The sequence below is a fragment of the Geobacillus sp. 46C-IIa genome, assembly GCF_014679505.1.
Classification (GTDB): Bacteria; Bacillota; Bacilli; order Bacillales; family Anoxybacillaceae; genus Geobacillus.
Map to the genome: position 1 here is coordinate 1,468,718 of NZ_CP061474.1, position 20,238 is coordinate 1,488,955.

A 20,238-nucleotide genomic window follows, 5' to 3' on the forward strand; every position below is an offset into this window, starting at 1 on the left:
TCGATATGTATGAACAAAAGGGGGAATCAAGATGACGCTTGTCTCAATGAAGGACATATTGCAATGCGCATTACGGGGAAATTATGCTGTCGGGCATTTTAACATAAACAACTTGGAATTTGCCCAAGCCATTCTCCTAGGGGCCGAAGAAGAAGAGGCACCTGTCATTTTGGCCGTGAGCCCGGGATATATCGGACATCTTGGTGGGCTGCGGACGGTAGCGGCCATGGTCAAAGAACTCGTGAAAGAATACGGCATTACCGTACCTGTCGCTCTCCATTTAGACCACGGCTCCTCCTATGAGCAATGCCTTGAGGCGATGGAAGCCGGGTTTACATCGGTGATGATTGATGCATCCCATTTCCCTTTAGAAAAAAATATTTCCATGACAAAAAAAGTCGTTGAGGCAGCTCGGTCCTTTGGTGTCTCCGTTGAAGCAGAGGTCGGAAGAATCGGAGGGCAAGAGGATGACGTAGTGGTCGATGAAGCGGAAGCGATGTACGCCATTCCAGAAGAATGTGAGCGGCTCGTTAAAGAAACGGGGGTCGACTGTCTGGCACCGGCGCTAGGTTCGGTTCACGGCCCATATAAAGGGAAACCGAAATTAGGATTTGCGCAAATGGAGCAAATCCAGCGCTTAACCGGCGTGCCGCTTGTGCTGCATGGGGGAACAGGAATCCCCTTGGATGATATTCGCAGAGCCATTTCGTTAGGAACAGCGAAAATTAACGTCAACACAGAAAATCAATTGGCGTTTACCCGGGGAATTCGCCGCTTATTCAATGAGAATGACAGTCTATACGACCCAAGAAAATACCTTGGGGCGGGAAGGGAAGAAGTAAAACAGACCGTAAGACAAAAAATTCGTGAATTTGATTCGGCAGGGAAAGCGAAAGAAGCTTTGTTGCCTTCGTTTTAACAATAGCGGTCCGCAAACAGACCAAGGGGGGAGTGGAAGTGCATCGTGGCCCGTGGTAAGGATCGTGTCCTTTTTCTTATCGCCTCGTTTTTCTTTTGGCTGTCCCTTTTTATTTATATGCCGATCTTATCTCCCTATATTGAAGAGATAGGGGGCGCATACTCGTTTATCGGGCTTGTATTAGGCAGTTACGGTCTTATGCAATTGTTGTGCCGCCTGCCTATTGGGATTGTATCCGACCTGGCACAAAGAAGAAAACCGTTTGTCATTTTAGGGATGGTTTTCGCCATGGGGAGTGGCCTTTTGTTTGCCCTCACCGACAGTTTACGATGGGCGCTTGCATCAAGGGCGCTGGCCGGAATTGCCGCAGCGACATGGGTAGCTTTTACCGTGCTTTATTCTTGCTACTTCCACTCCAAGGAAACTCATCGGGCGATGAGTCAAATTTCGCTGATTGTCGTTTTGGCGCAACTGACCGGCATGACGGTCAGCGGATATATGGTGGATCAATGGGGATGGCACGCCCCGTTTTGGGCCGGCGGGGTTCTTGGCGCAACGGGCGCCTTTCTTTCTATATGGGTTAGCGAGCCGAAGAGAAACGACGAACGAAGACAAACGATTCAACTGAAACATCTTCTTCTTGTGATCAAGGAACCACAGCTATGGAAAGTTTCTATTTTATCGGTATTGGCTCACGGGATCATTTTTACGACAATGTTTGGCTTTACTCCGGCCTATGCGTTGAAGATCGGTCTAAAAGAAGGAGATTTAAGTATGTTAACGTTTTGCTTTATGATTCCGCATGCCTTGGCGACTTTTTTTATTGGAAAAACGCTCGTTCCGCGATGGGGCAAGTGGGGCTCGCTTCTTATGGCATTTTCCGGAACCGCGCTGTTTACGTTCATGATTCCAGCCGCTAGTGAAAGCGTTTCTTTCTATGTTGTTCAAGCTGGCCACGGCTTTTTCCTTGGGCTGTTGTTTCCGTTGTTATTAGGAATGGCGATTGAGTCTGTTGATGAGGCCCAGAAAGCAACCGCCATGGGAACATATCAGGCCATTTATGCTATTGGCATGTTTGGCGGGCCGTATCTAGCCGGAATACTGAATGAGTGGATCCGTATCCAATTCGCGTTTTACTTCTCCGGGACGCTCGGGTTGGTTGCAATCGGATTGATTGTAGCGTGGAAGCATGGGGAATGGATTCCATTGCTGAATAAAATGATTCATAAGGAGTATCAGTGAGGTTTCTTGCTGCTTAGGCATAAAAATAGTGTTCACACTGCTGTTGATCCTTTACGATTGTCTAATCTCGTTATGCGGAAAATTTCAGTTTGTGAGCGGTGACTTTCATTTCTAGGGGGGATAGCGGGACTCCTCGTAGAGGTTTTCGTGAAAGTGTGCATGCTCCAGTATCACCTGCCCTCCTAATTGAAGGATCATGTCCCGCTGCTTCCATGATCAAACGATACAGCCAATTCAAGGGTAAGTTTATGGATGTTCATAGGGGCACCTCTTCCGATATGGCTATTTGCGTCTACAGGAAGGGTGCTCTTTTTTCAGGGTTTATTGAATGGATAGGAAAGCAAATTATTTGAGATACTATTTTTCAGTTTATGTGGCATACTTCATGCACTGCAATACTTCTTTCGGGACGTATAGAATATCTCCCGCGAGGCAGGTAGTACAATGGACATCATAGAGATTAGCCTTTAGAAAACCACTTTGTTTTTAGACGGTTCTCATAAATCTATCATCACTACTGCCGCTACCTCATTATCACTATATAATTCTTTCACAAAATTAAAAAGCAATTATCTTTGTTTGTGTTATAGACAAACAAAGATAATTGCTTTATAATTTACTTAAAAGTTTTAAAAATTACTAGCCATTAGGGGGATTACTATGAAGAAGGTTTCAAAGTTCTTAAGTCCTGTCTTATTATTTTCTCTTATCTTGCTGTTGTTGTCCGCCTGCGGACAGGATGTGGCCAAAAATGAAAGCGGAAACAACAGCGGAAATCAGGCGAACCAAGACAAAAAAATTAAAATTGGTTTTTCTGTATCCGATCTGACACTTGAAAGATGGCAACATGACCGTGACATTTTTGTTGAAGAGGTTAAGAAGTTAGGGGCCGATGTTTTAGTTCAGTCCGCAAACGGGGATAGCGAGAAGCAACTGTCACAAATTCAAAATATGTTATCCCAAGGGATTGACGTTTTAGTCATTGTAGCGGTTAATACGGAATCCTTATCTCCAGTCGTTCAACAGGCTAAAAAGGAAGGAGTAAAAGTGCTTGCTTATGACCGGCTCATTATGAATGCGGACGTAGATGCCTACGTGTCTTTTGACAACGTACGTGTCGGCGAAATGCAAGCGGAGTATTTGGTGAAAAAAGTTCCTAAAGGAAACTACTTTTTATTAGGCGGTTCGCCGACTGACAATAATGCCAAAATGTTTAGAGAAGGGCAAATGAAGGTTTTACAGCCTTTAATTGATAAAGGCGATATTAAGGTTGTCGGGGATCAATGGGCAAAAGACTGGCAAGCCTCTGAAGCAATGAGAATTATTGAGAATGCATTGACGGCCAATAAAAACCAAATTGATGCGATTGTGGCATCGAATGACAGCACGGCAGGCGGAGCGATTCAAGCGTTGAAGGCTCAAGGGTTAGACGGAAAAGTGGCGATTTCTGGTCAAGATGCTGACTTGGCTGCCGTTCAGCGAATTGTCGAAGGAACTCAATCGATGACAGTATACAAACCGATTAAGAGTATTGCAACAAAGTCCGCCGAAGTTGCAGTACAGCTAGCGAAGGGCGAAAAAGTTCAGGCGGATGAAACGGTAAATAACGGAAAAGTAGATGTACCGTTTATTAAACTGGATCCAATCATGGTTGATAAAGATAATGTCATTGACACTGTTATTAAAGATGGATTCCACTCGTATGACGAAGTTTATAAAAATGTGCCTGAAGAGAAACGCCCGCCGCGTCCATAATTCGCCATAATCGATGTGCGGACAGCATCTTCGCTTAAGGGCTTGGATGCTGTCCGTAGTTCCTAAACTTAGTTTACTAATCTAACTTTCTTTGTTAGTAGGTGGGATATATGCAACCGTATATTTTGGAAATGAAGGGAATTACAAAAGAGTTTCCAGGGGTTCGGGCGTTGGACAACGTGACCTTTTCCGTCCATAAGGGAGAAATTCATGCTCTTTGTGGTGAAAATGGCGCTGGGAAGTCTACGTTGATGAAAATTTTAAGTGGGGTTTATCCATACGGATCATATGAGGGAAAGATTTATGTCGAAGGAAAAGAAGTTCAATTCAGAAATATTAAAGAGTCACAAGAAGCAGGAATCTCCATTATTTATCAGGAACTGGCCGTCGTTGAAGAGATGACGGTTGCTGAGAACTTATTTCTCGGTCATGAGTTGATGAGAGGAAGATATATTGATTGGAATCGTTTATACTCGGAGACGCAAAAATGGCTGCAGAAAATAGGACTGAACATTGATCCGGAAACAAAGGTCCGGGATTTAACGGTCGGCAAGCAACAGTTAATAGAGATTGCCAAAGCGCTTGCAAAAAACGCTAAAATTATTATTTTAGACGAGCCGACGGCTGCACTGACGGACAGCGATGTAGAAGTCTTAAAGCAAATTCTCCGCGATCTTCGCGCGCAGGGAGTTACTTGTATTTATATTTCTCATAAACTAAACGAGGTCATGGAATTAGCCGACAAAGTAACGGTTTTGCGTGACGGGCGAACTATCAGTACAGATCCTATTGGCCAGTTGACTGAAGAGCGGATTATTGCCCAAATGGTAGGTCGGGAACTGAATGAGTTATATCCATATGAACCTCGAGACACCGGGACAGAAGTGCTTAAAGTGGAGAACTATTCTGTCAGAGATGAAAGCACAGGAAGAAAAGTCATTGAGGATGTTTCATTTTCTCTAAGAACAGGTGAAATTCTCGGAATTTCAGGATTGATGGGTTCAGGGAGAACAGAACTGTTTACTAGCCTATTTGGTGCTTACCGCGGAAAGAAAGAGGGAACAGTTTGGATTGACGGTGAACAAGTTCATATTCATCGTCCTGCAGAAGCGATTAAATACGGAATGGCATATGTATCTGAGGATCGAAAAAAATACGGCCTCGTTTTAGAAATGGATATTATTAAAAATACTACTCTTGTGGCTTTGAAAAAGGTTACAAAGCGGAATGTTGTTGATCATGCGTTAGAAGTAAAACAGGCAGAGGAAATAACAAGAAAAATGAAATTAAAAGCTCCTGCTTTAGAAGCGAAAGTATCTCAACTAAGCGGAGGCAATCAGCAAAAAGTAGTATTAAGTAAATGGCTCTTAAATAATCCTAAAATATTAATTTTAGATGAGCCAACCCGTGGAATCGACATCGGAGCCAAATACGAAATCTATAAAATCATTAACGAGCTGGCTAGACAGGGTGTGGCGATTGTTTTGATTTCATCTGAGCTGCCAGAGGTTATGGGAATGTCAGACCGCATTTTAGTCATGTCAGAAGGACGAATAACTGGGGAATTTCAACGACATGAGGCGACGCAAGAAAAAATTATGACTTGTGCAACAGGAGGAAAAAAAGGATGAAAGGTCTAATTCCTGCAGCGTCATCGAAGGGCCAAATTGATGGAAAGGTACAGTGGAAATTTGACTTTCGTTCTTATACACTGGTTATAGCATTAGTCTTTATCGCCGTTATTTTCGGCGTCTTAACCGATGGTGAATTTATATCATCACGAAATTTGTCTAACTTATTTATGCAGATGTCCGTTATTTCTGTTTTAGCGATTGGTATGACCTTGGTCATTATAGCTGGCCATATTGATTTATCGGTTGGATCGATTGTCGGATTGACCGGGGGAATCGCTGCGATTTTGCAAGTATGGTACGGCTGGGGAACGGTTTCTGTCATTATGGTCGCTATTGTTGCCGGGGCGTTGATCGGACTCTGGCAAGGTTGGTGGGTAGCTTATCGAGGTGTTCCTGCTTTTATTGTCACCTTGGGAGGAATGTTAATTTTTCGGGGGATTTTAATCGGGATTAGCAACGGTGAAACAGTAGCGCCGTTAGATAGTAGTTTTGAGGCGATTGGGAATAGTTATCTTCCTTATGCGATCGGCTATATTTTAGCGGTTGTTAGCATCATCCTATTATTTGTTTCCGTAGAGAAAAATAGAAAAAAACGAAAAGAGTTAGGTTTAGCGCTCAATTCAAAAGCAAACGATTATGGAAAAACATTAGGCTATTCGCTGTTCATTTTAGTTCTGGTGTACATGCTAAGCCGTTATTACGGCGTTCCCATCCCAATGCTTATTGTTGTCCTGTTAGCGGTTATCTTTGTCTTCATCGCTGTGAAGACACCATTTGGACGATATATTTATGCGATCGGCGGGAATATTGAGGCGGCTGCATTATCCGGAATCAATATTAAGAGGGTCGTGCTGTCCGTTTTTGTTTTAATGGGAATCCTTTCTGCTGTAGCAGGTGTTCTTTTGACAAGCCGGCTGAATGCAGCTACAGTAAGCGGTGGGGAAATGTACGAGCTCGATGCTATCGCTGCTTGTGTCATTGGCGGTACGAGCCTGATGGGAGGAAGAGGAAATATTGTTGGGGCGATTATTGGCGCTCTGATCATGGCTAGTATCGATAACGGTATGAGCATGATGAACATTGAAACATTTTGGCAATATATCGTAAAAGGGTTAATTTTGATGATCGCTGTTTGGGCGGATATCTCAAGTAAAAGTAAAGCAAGTTGATTTTACGATATTTCGGTCTGTTTGTCTGGAGAATGAGGGGGCTGGCTTGTTTTAGTGCCAGCCTCTCCCTTTGAAAACAGAAAGGAGAGACGAAACGTGGGGCGTAAAGTTCGCTTTGGTATTATGGGTACAGCGGCCATTGCCAAAGACGTTATGATTCCCGCCATTCGCCGGGTGGATCACGCTGAAGTCGTGGCGATCGCCAGTGAAAGCGGGAAGGCCAGGGAAGCGGCACGGGAACTCGGAATTCCGAAGGCGTATGACCACTACGAACAGCTGCTTGATGACCCGGACATCGACGCGGTGTACATTCCGCTTCCGAACAGCTTGCACGCGGAATGGACGATCAAAGCGGCAAAGAAGAAAAAACATGTGCTTTGCGAAAAGCCGGCCGCCATATGTGAAGCGGATGTCCGACGCATGATCGAGGGGTGCGAGAAAAACGGTGTTTTATTTATGGAAGCGTTTATGTACCAGTTTCATCCGCAGCATGAGCGGGTGAAGCAGCTTTTAGCCGATGGAGTGATCGGTGACATCAAGTACATGCGTACTCATTTCTCTTTTTATTTGCCAGACCGGGCAACGAATATCCGCATGAACCCTGAGCTTGGCGGGGGAAGCTTGTTCGATGTCGGCTGCTATTGCGTGCACTCGACAAGACACATCCTTGGCGCCGAACCTATGGAACTATTTGTTCAGTCCCGTTTTGGTACGCACCGTGCGGTCGATTTAACGACGAATGGTTGGATGAGGATGGAAAGCGGTGTTCTTGCGCAGTTCACGTGCAGTTTTGACATGCTCTTTCAGAACGAATACGAAGTAGTGGGCACGAAAGGAAAAATCGTTGTCTCGCGGGCGTATCGGCCGGATATCGATGGCGGTGAGGGACGGATTACGATCGTAACGGCTGATGGAAGCGAGCGCGAGGAAACAGTGTCAGGCGATCAATACGCGCTGCAAATCGAGCACTTCTCGCGCGCCATTCTTGACGGCATACCGCTGTTGTATTCGCCAGAGCGCATGATCAAACAAGCGCGGGCGCTCGACGCTTGCCGAACATCGATGAAGACAGGAAACATCATAAGGTTATAAGGAAGGGGAAGCGACATGAAAGTGACATATGAAAAATGGTCTGAATATAACGGAAAAGACGTGCTTTTGTTTACATTGATCAATAACCGCGGCGTAGAACTGTCGGCGATGAACTATGGGTGTATTGTCACGAGGTTATGCGTTCCCGATCGAAACGGTAACATCGAAAATGTCGTACTTGGGTTTGACCAGTTTGAGCCGTATGTGGAGAATGCGCCTTACTTTGGCGCGGTCATCGGTCGGGTGGCGGGGCGCATTCGCGAGGCGAGCTTCGAACTCGACGGAATCACGCATCAATTGGCGAAAAACGAAAACAACAACCATCTGCACGGAGGACCGAACGGCTTCCATCGCGTGCTTTGGCAGGCAGAACCGATCCATCGTGATGATGCGGTCGGCGTCGTTTTTTCGTACACAAGCCCAGACGGGGAGGAAGGATATCCGGGAACATTGGACGTGCAAGTGACGTACTGGCTGAACAATGACAACGAATGGACGATCACGTATCGGGCTCGTTCGGACAAAACGACGCTCGTCAACTTGACGAACCATACGTATTTTAACTTAAGCGGCAACGGCAAACGTGATATTCTGGATCATACGCTAACCATCCAAAGCTCGCGTGTGCTCGAGCTAAACGAGGAACTGATTCCGACAGGGCGCATTTTGGATGTCGCCGGAACACCGTTTGATTTGCGGCACGGAAAGGCGATCCGGGAGGCGGTTGAATCCGGGCATCCGCAAGTCGAACTCGTTGGCGGGGGCTATGACCATCCGTTTTGGCTTGAACGGCATCACGACAAAGAAATTGTACTTGATGACCAAGAGAGTGGACGAATGTTGACGGTGGAGACGGATGAAGTCGGCGTAGTGGTGTATACATCGAACCAGTTACCAGAAGGAATGGATTTAGGGGGGGTGCGGTCGCGGAAATATTTAGGCATTTGCCTTGAAACACAAGGGTTGCCGGATGCGATTCACCATCCACAGTTTCCGTCGGTCGTATTGCCGGCTGGCAAGGAGCGACTATCAACGACGGTCTATCGGTTTGGCGTGCGGACATCATAGGCGAATGGGGGGCAGATGGTCCTTGATGGAGGAAATCGAAGGGGTGTTGATTGATCTTGATGGGACGATATGGAAGGGAAATGAACTCATTCCGCATGCGGATGAGGCGGTTGCCTACCTCCGTTCTCTTGAAAAACGAATCGTGTTCGTCAGCAATCGCGGCAATTGGTCGCGGCGCATGTGCCATGAACAGCTTAGACGGTTTGGGATTGCGGCGGCAGAAGAAGACATCATTTTATCCTCAACGGTAACGGCTCAGTTTTTGCGGGAACATTATCCGTTATGCCAAGTTTGGACGCTGGGCGATGATGGGCTGCGCGAAGAATTGCGGCACCATCAAGTTCCATTGGCTCGAGTTCCCGAAGAAGCGGATTTTCTCGTGATCACCTTGCATGAAACGGTGACGTACCGCGATTTGGATTTGGCGTTTCAGGCTGTTCATCACGGTGCGCGAATCATTGCGACCAATATCGATAAAACGGTTCCGAGTAAACACGGGAGTTCTATTGATGTGGCCGGTATGGTGGGGGCGATGGAGGCGGTGACATCCCGAAAAGTGGAAATCGTGTTAGGCAAGCCTTCTTGCTTTATGGTCGAAGCTGCTTTGCGCCAACTGCAAGTGCCGCCCAGCCGTTGTCTCATCATTGGTGACAGTGTGGAGTCAGATCTTCGCATGGGACGGATGCATGGGATAAAGACCGCTCTAGTGTTGACCGGTAATACAATGCGAAGTCAGCTTGACACGTTGCGAGCCAAAGAACGCCCCGATTATGTGTTGAGTTCGATTGGTGACATCATCCGTCTAGGAAAGGAGGTCATGCAGTGAATCAAACATTAGACAACATCGTTTCATTAGCTAGACAATGCTGGTGCGGGCATCGTCATTATGATATTCCGATTGAACAAATCGTCGTGAGCCATGAGGCGTTCAACCGGCTGGCCGCTTATTTGCAGTACAAACGATACAAGAAAGTGGTTGTGGTGGCCGACGCGCGCACGTTTGCGGCGGCAGGGCGATCCGTGTGCGACAAACTGAAAAATGAATCGGTTCACTATACAGTGTGCCTCGTTCACCCCGATGAAAATGAAGATGTCATCGCCGATGAACGTGCGATCGTGCAGGTGCTGCTAGAAACGCCGAATGATGTCGACGTGTTCATTGCCATAGGGGCGGGAACGATTCACGACATTACCCGTTTTAGCAGTTATAAAATGAAGGTTCCGTTTGTTTCGATTCCTACTGCTCCATCGGTCGATGGATTTACGTCCATGGGTGCTCCGCTCATCATTCGCGGGGTGAAAAAAACCATTCAAGCACAGGCGCCGATTGCGGTGTTTGCCGATATCGAAGTGTTGCGGAATGCGCCGAAAGAGATGATCGCTGCTGGGTTCGGTGATATGGTGGCGAAGTATACGTCATTGGCTGATTGGCAGTTTGCTCATTGGATGACGGATGAGCCGTATTGCCCATTCGTTCATCAGTTGACGGAACAGTCGTTGCAAACGTGTGGCGATCATCTCGATGACATTGCCGATGGCAGTGAACAAGGGATTCGTGTATTAATGGATGCGCTGTTGCAGTCGGGCATTGCCATGTTGCTGATGGGGCAATCGTACTCGGCTTCGGGCGCTGAACATCATCTGTCCCACTACTGGGAAATGGAATTTTTGCGTCAGAAAAAACGGCAAGTGCTTCACGGGGCGAAGGTCGGCGTGTCGACTCCGATCATCGTTGAGCATTATCAACGCGTGTTTTGGTCGCTGTTGAACGAATTAGAAAAACGACCGAAATCAATGGACGAAGTCGCATGGGAACGACTCAAAGCCAATGCGGCTTCTATTCGGAAACTGCTCGAATCATTCCCCTCCGCAGAGCGCATCCGGACCATGTTAGAGACAGTAGGAGGTGCCGCTCACCCGGGACAACTCGGAATCGATCCACAATTAGTCGAGCGGAGTTTGCGGGAGGCTCACCGCCTGCGTAGCAATCGGTTCACCATGCTGTACTTTTTGAATGAGTTCGTGTTGTAGTCTGTAATACCATTTAGGGGGATCATAATGAAAAGATTAGAAATTAATGCTAAAGTCAATGACCGGTTTTGGAAACGGTATATGGATGTGGTGCGGAATGAGGTTATCCCATATCAATGGGAAGCGCTAAATGACCGCATCCCTGGCGCTGAACCAAGCCATGCAATCGAAAACTTCCGCATTGCTGCCGGCGAATCAGACGGAGAATTTTACGGGATGGTATTTCAAGACAGCGATGTGGCCAAATGGCTCGAAGCGGTGGCGTATCTGTTGGAAACGAACCGCGATCCGGAGTTGGAAAGAATCGCAGATGAGGTGATTGAGCTGTTAGGCCGGGCCCAACAGCCGGACAGTTATTTAAATACGTATTATACGGTCAAGGAACCGGGCAAACGCTGGACCAACTTACGGGACAACCATGAATTATATTGTGCCGGCCATCTGATGGAGGCAGCTGTGGCTTATTTTAAAGCAACGGACAAACGGCGATTTTTAGACATTATGTGCAAATATGCCGATTATATTGATACGGTATTTGGCAAAGGGGAACATCAGATTCCTGGGTATGATGGGCATATTTAAAACTCAGCCAATATTTTATTGATGAACGCGGGCAACAGCCGCATTATTTTGATATTGAGAAAAAAGCAAGAGGAGAGACGCAGCCGTTTTGGTTTAATGACGACTATCGTTACCATCAGGCGCATGTTCCGGTAAGGAAACAGAAACAAGCCGTGGGGCATGCGGTGCGGGCGCTGTACATGTATACGGCGATGGCCGACCTTGCCGCCAAAACCGGGGACGAATCGTTGAAAGAAACTTGTCAAACCTTATGGGAAAATGTGACGAAACGGCAAATATATATCACAGGCGGCGTCGGCTCCAGCGCTTTTGGAGAATCGTTCACGTTTGATTTCGATTTGCCAAATGATACAGCATACGCGGAAACGTGTGCTTCGATTGCCTTAGTGTTTTGGGCCCGCCGGATGTTGGAACTCGAGATGGATGGGAAATACGCGGATGTCATGGAACGGGCGTTATACAACGGAACGATCAGCGGCATGAGCTTGGACGGCAAGAAGTTCTTTTATGTCAACCCGCTCGAGGTGTGGCCGAAGGCATGTGAACGTCACGATAAGCGCCATGTCAAACCAGTGCGGCAAAAATGGTTCAGCTGCGCGTGTTGTCCGCCGAATTTGGCACGGTTAATTGCGTCGATCGGCCATTATATTTATTCGCAAACATCCAATGCGCTGTTTGTTCATCTGTACGTTGGCAGCGAAATCCATACGGAAATCGATGGACGGACAGTCGAAATCGTGCAAAAGACGAATTATCCTTGGGATGGAACGATTCAGTTGACGGTTTCTCCGGAATCGAGTGGAGAAATTACACTTGGATTGCGCATCCCTGCATGGTGCCGGGGAGCTGAATTAAAGATTAACGGGGAAAAGGTGGACATCGTTCCGCTTATCGAAAAAGGGTACGCTTATATCAAACGGGTATGGAGAAAAGGAGATCAAGTAGAACTGTTTTTCCCGATGCCGGTCGAACGGATCAAGGCGCATCCTCAAGTGCGCACCAATGTCGGCAAGGTCGCGTTGCAGCGCGGGCCGATCGTGTATTGTTTGGAAGAAGTCGATAACGGGCCGAATTTGCCGAATCTTTTCCTCCCGCGTGATGCCAAGCTCCAGGCGCATTTTGAGCCCGAGCTGCTTGAGGGTGTGGTCGTGATTACCGGTTTAGCTGAGCGGGTCGATGAGTCTGCATGGGACGATGAACTGTATAAGCCTGTCGAAGCTCGAACTTATAAGGTTCCTTTTCAAGCGATTCCTTACTATGCGTGGTGCAATCGGGGAAGTGGGGAAATGTTGGTGTGGATCAATGAGAAATAGAGCCTCGAATGTTATCGCTGGTTGAGCAAGTCGCTTCAACCGGCATTTTTTATTATCAGCAATAAACTTGAAGAAATCTTTGTTTGTATTATATACAAACCATTTAAAAGTCGTTATACTTTTGAATAGGTGAAGTTTGCTTGATAATGGATGTATATTGAAAGAAGGGATGGAAAAATGCAAGTTGCATACCAAAAATGGTCCGAACTCGATGGAAAAGACGTTCAATTGTTCACCTTGATGAACGATCGCGGCGTGGAATTATCGGCGACGAACTACGGGTGCATCGTGACGAAACTGCTCGTTCCGGACCGAAAGGGGAATGTGGAGAATGTCGTGCTTGGGTTTGACCGGTTTGAGCCATATTTGACAAATGCTCCTTACTTCGGCGCGGTGATTGGACGGGTGGCGGGGCGCATTCAAGGGGCGAGCTTTGAACTGGATGGCGTCACGTATCAACTGGCGAAAAACGAAAACAACAACCATCTGCATGGCGGTCCGAACGGATTTCATCGCGTGCTTTGGCAGGCGGAGCCTGTCCGGCGCGGCGATGCGGTCGGGGTCGTGTTTTCCTACACCAGTCCGGACGGAGAAGAAGGGTATCCCGGAACGGTCGACGTTCAAGTGGCGTACTGGCTTAATAACGATGATGAATGGACCGTCACCTATCGGGCCCGCTCTGACCGGACGACGCTGCTTAACTTAACGAACCATACGTATTTTAATTTAAGCGGCAATTTGAAACGGGATATTTTGGATCATGAATTAACGATCAAAAGTTCCCGCGTTTTAGAGCTGAATCGCGAGTTGATCCCGACCGGGGCTGTTATGGACGTCGCCAACACGCCGTTTGATTTGCGGCAAGGAAAGAAAGTGAAAGAGGCGGTTGAATCCGGGTATCCGCAAATCGAATTGGCTGGGCGCGGGTATGATCATCCGTTTTGGCTTGATCGGCAACATGACGAGGAAATTGTGCTTTGCGATGCGGAGAGCGGACGGACGTTAACGGTTGAGACGGATGAAGTGGGCGTTGTCGTTTACACGTCGAACCAATTGCCGGAAGGGCTCGATCTTGGCGGCGTGCCGTCGCGGAAATATTTAGGCATTTGCCTAGAAACGCAAGGGCTGCCTGATGCGATCCATCATCCGCAGTTTCCGTCTTGCGCGTTGCCGAAAGGGGAAGAGCACGTGTCGGTCACGAAGTATCGGTTTGGTGTGTTTTAATTAAAGGAGATGACGCGATATGGTTGCATCTGAAGGAATGATTCATCATGTTCAGACGTCCCGTAAAGCGGTTGCTATGACGTTCGACGATGGGCCCAATCCGATTTATACGTTGAAAGTGTTGGACATATTTGTGGAGTATATTATTAATAAGACTCGAAAACATATAAAAAATGGAAGTACTCTTCTTTTTCATGACGGATTTGGCGACCGTTCCCAGACGATTGAAGCAGTAAAAATTCTTGTTTCTGAGTTGCGTTTACAAGGATATCAATTTGTGACAGTTAGTGAGCTGTTGGGATTAGGGGATTTGGACAAATCGATGGAGTAGTTTATTGCACATCTGTTCTATGAGGGCGTTCCCCCTTTTTTAAAGATAGTTTTCTTGGACAGATTCCCTTGTCGGCCTGCATTGGAGGAAAACAGGTTGGGAAGCATACGGTTGCGTTTTTATACATTGCGTAATCAAATCTTAATTGTTTTCGTATCTGTTATGGTGATCGTGCTATGTTTTGTAGGGGTGATTACCTTTCACCTCGTTTCGGCGTTGCTGAAAAATAACGCTGAACAGCAAATCGAGCAAACGGCGATTCATGCGAGTGGAAGGCTAGAGGCTCTGTATCAACAAATCGATGCCTTAAGCAACCAAGTGGCTACCAATATGTATGTTCAGCAAATGCTTTTAAAAACGGTAGGCGGCTACTCCCCGAGTTTTAAAGAAAAGCAGGAATTAATGCATATTGCCAATTCATTTCAGGCGTATTCCGATGGCATTCATTCATTTGAATTATATACGAACGACTATCGGCGGCTCTTTCCTCTAGATGAAGAAAAATTAGACGCGAGAATAGACAACCAATGGATTCAACGTGCTGAGAAGGCAGGAGGGAAAATGGTATGGATCGGCCGCGATCCGAAGGCGCCAGGGTATTTTTTGGCAGTGCGTCAAGTTCGGTTGATGGATCGCTGGTTTTCTCCGGGGGGGTATTTAGTTATTCGAATTAACAGAGATTATTTCCAGTTTGATGACTATTTTGACGATAAAAAAGGGTACATTGTTCTCACCGACGCTAACGAGACCCTTCTTTTTTCCAATTATCAAGGGGATTGGCGGCAGCTGTTTCATCGGGAACGCCCGATTATTCAAAGCAGGAAACAGGAATATTTGATCGTAAAGAAAGTGTCTGCGTTAACCGGATGGACGTTGACCATCATCACTCCAGTGGAAGTTTTGACGGAAGGAGTCTCCGTTTTAAAAAATGCTCTTCTTCTCTCAGGGACAATCGGGTTTTTGATTTTCCTCGCCTTTTCATTTTCTCTTTCCACGATGATCACGCAGCCGATTTTGCGGCTGACGAAGGCGATGCAGCGCGGAAAAAATGGCGAATTTATTGAAAGTCCGCCGATCTCATCATCTACAGTCGAGATCCGTCAACTGAATGAGACGTATAATGCCTTGGTTGCCCATATTAAACATTTAATTCAAGTTGTCTATGAAAAAGAGCTCGTTCGCAGTCAGGCAGAGTTAAAAGCGCTGCAAGCGCAAATTAATCCACATTTTCTCTTTAATACTCTTGATGCGTTGTATTGGTCATTAGTGGAAAAAGGCGATGAGGAATCAGCCCAATTTGTGCTGAATATGTCCAAGCTATTCCGTTATACGATTAGCGTAACAAATCGTGATGAATGGGTCACTCTCCAACAAGAAGTTGACCATATTCGCCGTTATATGGAAATTATGAAACTGCGCTGGGGAGATCGTCTCCTATGGGACATTGTCGTTCCTGCCCGTTTTCTCCATGTTCCGATCCCGAAGTTGTTAATTCAGCCGCTCGTTGAAAATGCAGTATTGCATGGAATTGGCAATAAAAAGGAACAAGGTTCAGTTCTCGTGACTATTGAGGAGGACGATTCCTATTTTGAGTTAACTGTCAAAGTCATTGATGATGGGGTTGGTATGAGTGCAAAAACACAACAGGAAATCGAGCGGCTGTTAAATAAAAAGGAACCGGACGCCTTAAAAGGAGAGGGAATGGCCATTGTCAATGTCAATCGGCGGCTTCAGCTCTATTATGGAGAGGACCGAAAAATCATGATTGAAAGCGAGCAAGGGAAGGGGACATGCATCTCGTTTCGTATTCCTAAGAGCGGGGGGATTCGATGAGCTTATTTCAAACGATTTTAATCGTTGACGATGAGCCGCGGACGCGGGAAGGGTTGAGAAAAACAGTGGATATGTGGGCGGTAGGAAAATATGAAGTGATTAGTGCCGCCAATGCCGATGAGGCCATCGAGATCGCGAAACGGAAGCCTATTCACTTGCTTATTACGGACATTCGGATGCCCGAGATGACCGGTTTGGAGCTGATCAAGCAGCTGCGCCTGCTTGGCTCTAGGCCGGTAACGATTATTATATCAGCCTATTCTGAATTTGCTTATGCCCAAGAAGCGATTACGTTAGGAGTGGTCAATTATTTACTAAAACCGATTGACCGTGACGAGCTTTTGCGGGCGGCAGAAGAAGCGATCGAAGTTTGGAAAGAACGCCAAAAAACAGAAACGGCAAAGAAAATCATCGACCAGCACGTTTTTGAGGCTGAAGAAGGGATCCGGTCCCCATTAATCAGGCAAGCAATTCAATTTGTTGGCGAACATCTTCATCAACCGTTTAGTTTGCGCGAGGTATCTGAGTTTCTTCATGTGAATGCCAGCTATTTAAGCGCTTTGTTTAAAGAGGAAACAAATTTGACGTTTAGCGAGTATGTCACAAGATCACGGCTGCAAAAGGCGAAAAGCCTGTTATTGACAACGAACTTAACAGTCGCCGAAGTGGCGGAACAGGTCGGATACCAAACAGTCAAATATTTTGTCAAATTGTTTAAGGAGTTCGAAGGGATCACGCCGTCTCAATTTCGCAAAGAACACCTAAAAAAAGTAGACTTTTAGCCAACCGTTATGCCCTTAATTTCTTCCTGTTGGAAGCGCTATACTAGAGGTGTACAAGAGAAAACTAAGGGGGGTTCGATATGTTGAAGAAAGCGTATTCATTATTAGTTGTTGTGATGATGGTCGTTTCTCTCGCTTTAGCCGGGTGTTCAAACTCGACGAATAGCGGTGGATCATCGTCCGATTCGGACAAAAAAGTGACGATTAAGTTTATGCACCTTTGGACGCCAGGAAGTTCCAAGCAGCATAATATGATCGTCAACAACATCATTAAAGAATTTGAAGAGCAAAACCCGAATGTCAAGGTTGAGCAAGAAACGTTAGAAAATGAGCAATACAAAAACAAATTGAAAGTATTGGCGGCTTCAAACGAACTGCCGGATGTCGGCATGACATGGGCAGCGGGATTTTTAGAGCCGTATGTAAAAGGCAACTTGTTCGCGCCGCTTGACGATGTATTAAATTCTGGGTTGAAAGATCAGTTTGTTTCTGGCACAACAGAAGCCTATGCGGTAAACGGAAAAACGTATGCGCTTCCACTTGAACTGAATATTACACCGATTTACTACAACAAAGAACTGTTTTCGCGCTATGGTTTAGAAGTGCCGAAAACATATGAAGAATTTAAACATGTTGTTGAGACGCTGGCGAAAAACGGTGTCGCTCCGATCGCTCTCGGGAATAAAGACCGTTGGACAGGTTCGCTTTGGTATATGTATCTTGCTGATCGGATCGGCGGTGCGGAAACGTTGAAAAATGCTATTAATGGCAGCGGAACGTTCGAAGATCCGAGCTTAGTCAAAGCGGCGGAAGAAGTTCAAAATTTGGTGAAAATGAACGCATTTATCAAAGGGTTTAACGGATTATCGAACGATGAAGCCAAGGCGGAATTTACAAACGAAAAAGCGGCCATGTATTTGATGGGAACATGGGATTTGCCGCAGTTTACGACGAACGAGGATATCCCGAAAGAGTTCCGGGATAAAGTCGGATTCTTTAAGTTCCCTGTAGTCGATGGTGGAAAAGGAAATGTAGACAGCTGGGTCGGCGGTCCGGGTGTCGGGCTATTTGTGTCTGAAAATTCAAAGGCGAAAGAGGAAGCGAAAAAGTTTGCGAAGTTCTTTATTGAAAAATGGGGCGAAATGTCCGTCACCCAGGCCGGCGTAATTCCGGCGACGAAAGTGGATACGTCAAACATGGATTTGCCGCAAATGTATATTGACGTATTAAATGAACTGAACAAAGCGACAAATATTACGCTGTTTGCTGACGTGCAAATGAATCCGGAAGCAGCGCAAACGCATTTGAATTTAATTCAGTCGCTGTTTGGCGGTGAAATTTCGCCGGAAGATTTTGCGAAACAACACCAGGAAGTATTGTCACAAACGAAATAACCGAGATGATTCGTCAAAAAGGACATATGCCATATATGTCCTTTTTGACCCATTGAAAGGGGGAAGGCATCGTGAACAAAATGATGTCTGACAAAAAAGTAATCGCACTCTATGTACTTCCGCCTTTGTTGCTCATGATGATTTTAGTTTACATCCCGATCATCATGACTGGATATTACAGCTTAATGAAATGGGACGGCATTGGCGAGATGCAATTTATTGCATTGGACAACTACAAGCAGTTGTTTCAAGATAATATGTTTTGGAAAAGTACGTATCATTCTTTTTTGCTTGCTTTCTTTTCCGTGCTCAGTTTAGCAGGGTATTTAGCGGTGGCGCTTGTGCTTGCCGGAAAAGTGAAAGGAGCCAATTTATTAAGAAAAATTTATTTAATTCCGATGTTGCTCTCTTCAGTGGCCATTGCCCAGCTTTGGCTGAGAATTTATCATCCATCCAACGGAATGTTGAACCATTTTCTTATGTCTTTAGGAATAGACGATCCGCCGAACTGGCTGGCTGATCCGAACATTGTGTTGTATGCGATTTTTGTTCCAATTATTTGGCAATACGCAGGGTTTTATATTTTGATCTACTACGCTGCATTGAGAAATATCCCGTCGTCTATCATCGAGGCTGCCATTATTGACGGGGCGAATCCATGGCAGATGGCGTATAAAATTAAACTCCCGCTCATTTCCGGTGTCATTAAAGTAACGATCGTCTTGGCGGTTGTCGGGTCGTTAAAGTATTTTGATTTAATCTACGTCATGACAGGCGGGGGACCAAACGGCGCGAGTGAGGTCATTGCTTCGTATATGTATCAAAAGGCGTTCCGCAGCTTTAACTTTGGCTACGGAAGCACCATTGCTTTTTCCTTGCTTTTAATTTGTATCGTGATGACGTGGCTCATTCGCAAACTGACCAACTCTAAAGAAGAAATTCAATACTAGCAGCAAAGGAATGATGCACATGGAACGTGAAACGGTTGTCGGGAAACCACCTGTTGTTGCCACGCCATTAAAAATAGGAAAGAAAATCGGAAGGGCCTTTTTCTATGCGATATTGATCGCCTTAGCCTTGTTTCAAATATTGCCCCTTGTCTGGCTTCTATTTTTTTCTTTGAAAAATAATCAGGAAGTATTCAATACACCATTGCTGTCTCTGCCATCCCCGCCGCGCTGGGAAAACTACGTCAAAGTTTGGGTGGAAGGGAACATTGGGCAATACTTTTTTAACAGTGTCTGGATTACGACCGTCTCGGTCATTTTGACCGTATTGCTTGCCAGTTTTGCGACATTTGCGATTACGCGCATGAATTGGAAATGGAAACATGTTGTGCTAGGACTGTTTATGATCGGTTTGATGATCCCGGTTCATTCGACGCTAATTCCACTGTTCAGCTTTTTTATGAAAGTGAAACTCATTGATCATCCGTTATCGATTGTCTTAACGAATATCGGATTCAACTTGCCTATTACGATTATGATTTTGCTTGGCTTTTACCAGTCGCTGCCGCGCGAACTCGAGGAGTCGGCAGTGATAGACGGCTGCTCTGTTCATCGCATGTTTTTCCGGATCATTTTGCCGATGACCGCACCGGTGATCGTCACGACGACGATTATTAACATGATTTACAACTGGAATGAGTTTGTTTTTGTGAATACGTTTATTAGCTCTGACGAGTTTAAAACGTTAACGGTCGGCATCCAAAACTTTATCGGTCAATATACGACCGATTGGGGAGCGATTGGTGCGACGTTAATGATCAGCGTGCTACCTATTTTGATTGTCTTCTTCTTCCTTAGCGATAAAATCATGGAAGGGATTACTGCCGGAGCGATTAAAGGGTAAATATAAAGTGAAAAGGGG

16 protein-coding genes and 1 pseudogene are annotated in these 20,238 nt (G+C 46.0%); all 17 read left to right on the top strand.

Annotated elements, in window-relative coordinates:
* Positions 1 to 31: 31 nt before the first annotated feature.
* The 17 genes and pseudogenes from fba to IC803_RS07475 all read left to right on the top strand — a co-directional run bounded on the left by fba (position 32) and on the right by IC803_RS07475 (position 20,220).
* Positions 32 to 919: a class II fructose-1,6-bisphosphate aldolase gene (fba, locus tag IC803_RS07395; RefSeq protein WP_081208772.1), complete on the top strand. Its 888-nt coding sequence runs from the start codon at positions 32 to 34 to the stop codon at positions 917 to 919.
* 117 nt (positions 920 to 1,036) lie between these two features.
* The gene (locus IC803_RS07400; protein ID WP_143421083.1) at positions 1,037 to 2,161 is read left to right on the top strand and encodes an MFS transporter; all 1,125 of its coding nucleotides are present in this window, start codon (positions 1,037 to 1,039) and stop codon (positions 2,159 to 2,161) included.
* Between the two features lie 660 nt (positions 2,162 to 2,821).
* Positions 2,822 to 3,916 carry a D-xylose ABC transporter substrate-binding protein gene (xylF, locus tag IC803_RS07405; protein ID WP_081208768.1) on the top strand — a complete coding sequence of 365 codons (1,095 nt, stop codon included), beginning with the start codon at positions 2,822 to 2,824 and terminating at the stop codon, positions 3,914 to 3,916.
* Positions 3,917 to 4,026: 110 nt separating this feature from the next.
* Positions 4,027 to 5,547, top strand: coding sequence for a xylose ABC transporter ATP-binding protein (locus tag IC803_RS07410; RefSeq protein ID WP_081208766.1), 1,521 nt, complete (start codon positions 4,027 to 4,029; stop codon positions 5,545 to 5,547).
* Positions 5,544 to 6,719, top strand: a complete 1,176-nt coding sequence (locus tag IC803_RS07415) for a sugar ABC transporter permease (RefSeq protein ID WP_081208764.1) — start codon at positions 5,544 to 5,546, stop codon at positions 6,717 to 6,719. The genes IC803_RS07410 and IC803_RS07415 overlap by 4 nt, the downstream gene beginning before the upstream one ends.
* Positions 6,720 to 6,815: 96 nt before the next feature.
* Positions 6,816 to 7,811, top strand: coding sequence for a Gfo/Idh/MocA family protein (locus IC803_RS07420; RefSeq protein WP_081208762.1), 996 nt, complete (start codon positions 6,816 to 6,818; stop codon positions 7,809 to 7,811).
* 15 nt (positions 7,812 to 7,826) lie between these two features.
* Positions 7,827 to 8,879 carry an aldose epimerase family protein gene (locus IC803_RS07425; protein WP_081208760.1) on the top strand — a complete coding sequence of 351 codons (1,053 nt, stop codon included), beginning with the start codon at positions 7,827 to 7,829 and terminating at the stop codon, positions 8,877 to 8,879.
* A 25-nt stretch (positions 8,880 to 8,904) separates the two neighbouring features.
* On the top strand, positions 8,905 to 9,705 hold the full coding sequence (locus IC803_RS07430) for an HAD-IIA family hydrolase (protein WP_081208758.1): 801 nt from the start codon (positions 8,905 to 8,907) through the stop codon (positions 9,703 to 9,705).
* Positions 9,702 to 10,910, top strand: coding sequence for a sn-glycerol-1-phosphate dehydrogenase (locus IC803_RS07435; RefSeq protein ID WP_081208756.1), 1,209 nt, complete (start codon positions 9,702 to 9,704; stop codon positions 10,908 to 10,910). Before IC803_RS07430 ends, IC803_RS07435 begins: the two co-directional genes overlap by 4 nt.
* 27 nt (positions 10,911 to 10,937) lie before the next feature.
* Positions 10,938 to 12,805, top strand: a pseudogene (locus IC803_RS07440) (glycoside hydrolase family 127 protein).
* A gap of 177 nt (positions 12,806 to 12,982) precedes the next feature.
* Complete coding sequence (locus IC803_RS07445) at positions 12,983 to 14,029, top strand: aldose epimerase family protein (RefSeq protein ID WP_081208752.1); 1,047 nt, start codon at positions 12,983 to 12,985, stop codon at positions 14,027 to 14,029.
* Between the two features lie 19 nt (positions 14,030 to 14,048).
* On the top strand, positions 14,049 to 14,360 hold the full coding sequence (locus IC803_RS07450) for a polysaccharide deacetylase family protein (RefSeq protein ID WP_369826940.1): 312 nt from the start codon (positions 14,049 to 14,051) through the stop codon (positions 14,358 to 14,360).
* 96 nt (positions 14,361 to 14,456) lie between these two features.
* The gene (locus IC803_RS07455; protein ID WP_223812040.1) at positions 14,457 to 16,193 is read left to right on the top strand and encodes a sensor histidine kinase; all 1,737 of its coding nucleotides are present in this window, start codon (positions 14,457 to 14,459) and stop codon (positions 16,191 to 16,193) included.
* On the top strand, positions 16,190 to 16,975 hold the full coding sequence (locus tag IC803_RS07460) for a response regulator transcription factor (RefSeq protein WP_081208750.1): 786 nt from the start codon (positions 16,190 to 16,192) through the stop codon (positions 16,973 to 16,975). The genes IC803_RS07455 and IC803_RS07460 overlap by 4 nt, the downstream gene beginning before the upstream one ends.
* 80 nt (positions 16,976 to 17,055) lie before the next feature.
* On the top strand, positions 17,056 to 18,369 hold the full coding sequence (locus IC803_RS07465) for an extracellular solute-binding protein (protein ID WP_081208748.1): 1,314 nt from the start codon (positions 17,056 to 17,058) through the stop codon (positions 18,367 to 18,369).
* A 71-nt stretch (positions 18,370 to 18,440) separates the two neighbouring features.
* On the top strand, positions 18,441 to 19,319 hold the full coding sequence (locus tag IC803_RS07470) for a carbohydrate ABC transporter permease (protein WP_081208746.1): 879 nt from the start codon (positions 18,441 to 18,443) through the stop codon (positions 19,317 to 19,319).
* Between the two features lie 19 nt (positions 19,320 to 19,338).
* Positions 19,339 to 20,220: a carbohydrate ABC transporter permease gene (locus IC803_RS07475; protein WP_081208744.1), complete on the top strand. Its 882-nt coding sequence runs from the start codon at positions 19,339 to 19,341 to the stop codon at positions 20,218 to 20,220.
* Positions 20,221 to 20,238 lie beyond the last annotated feature (18 nt).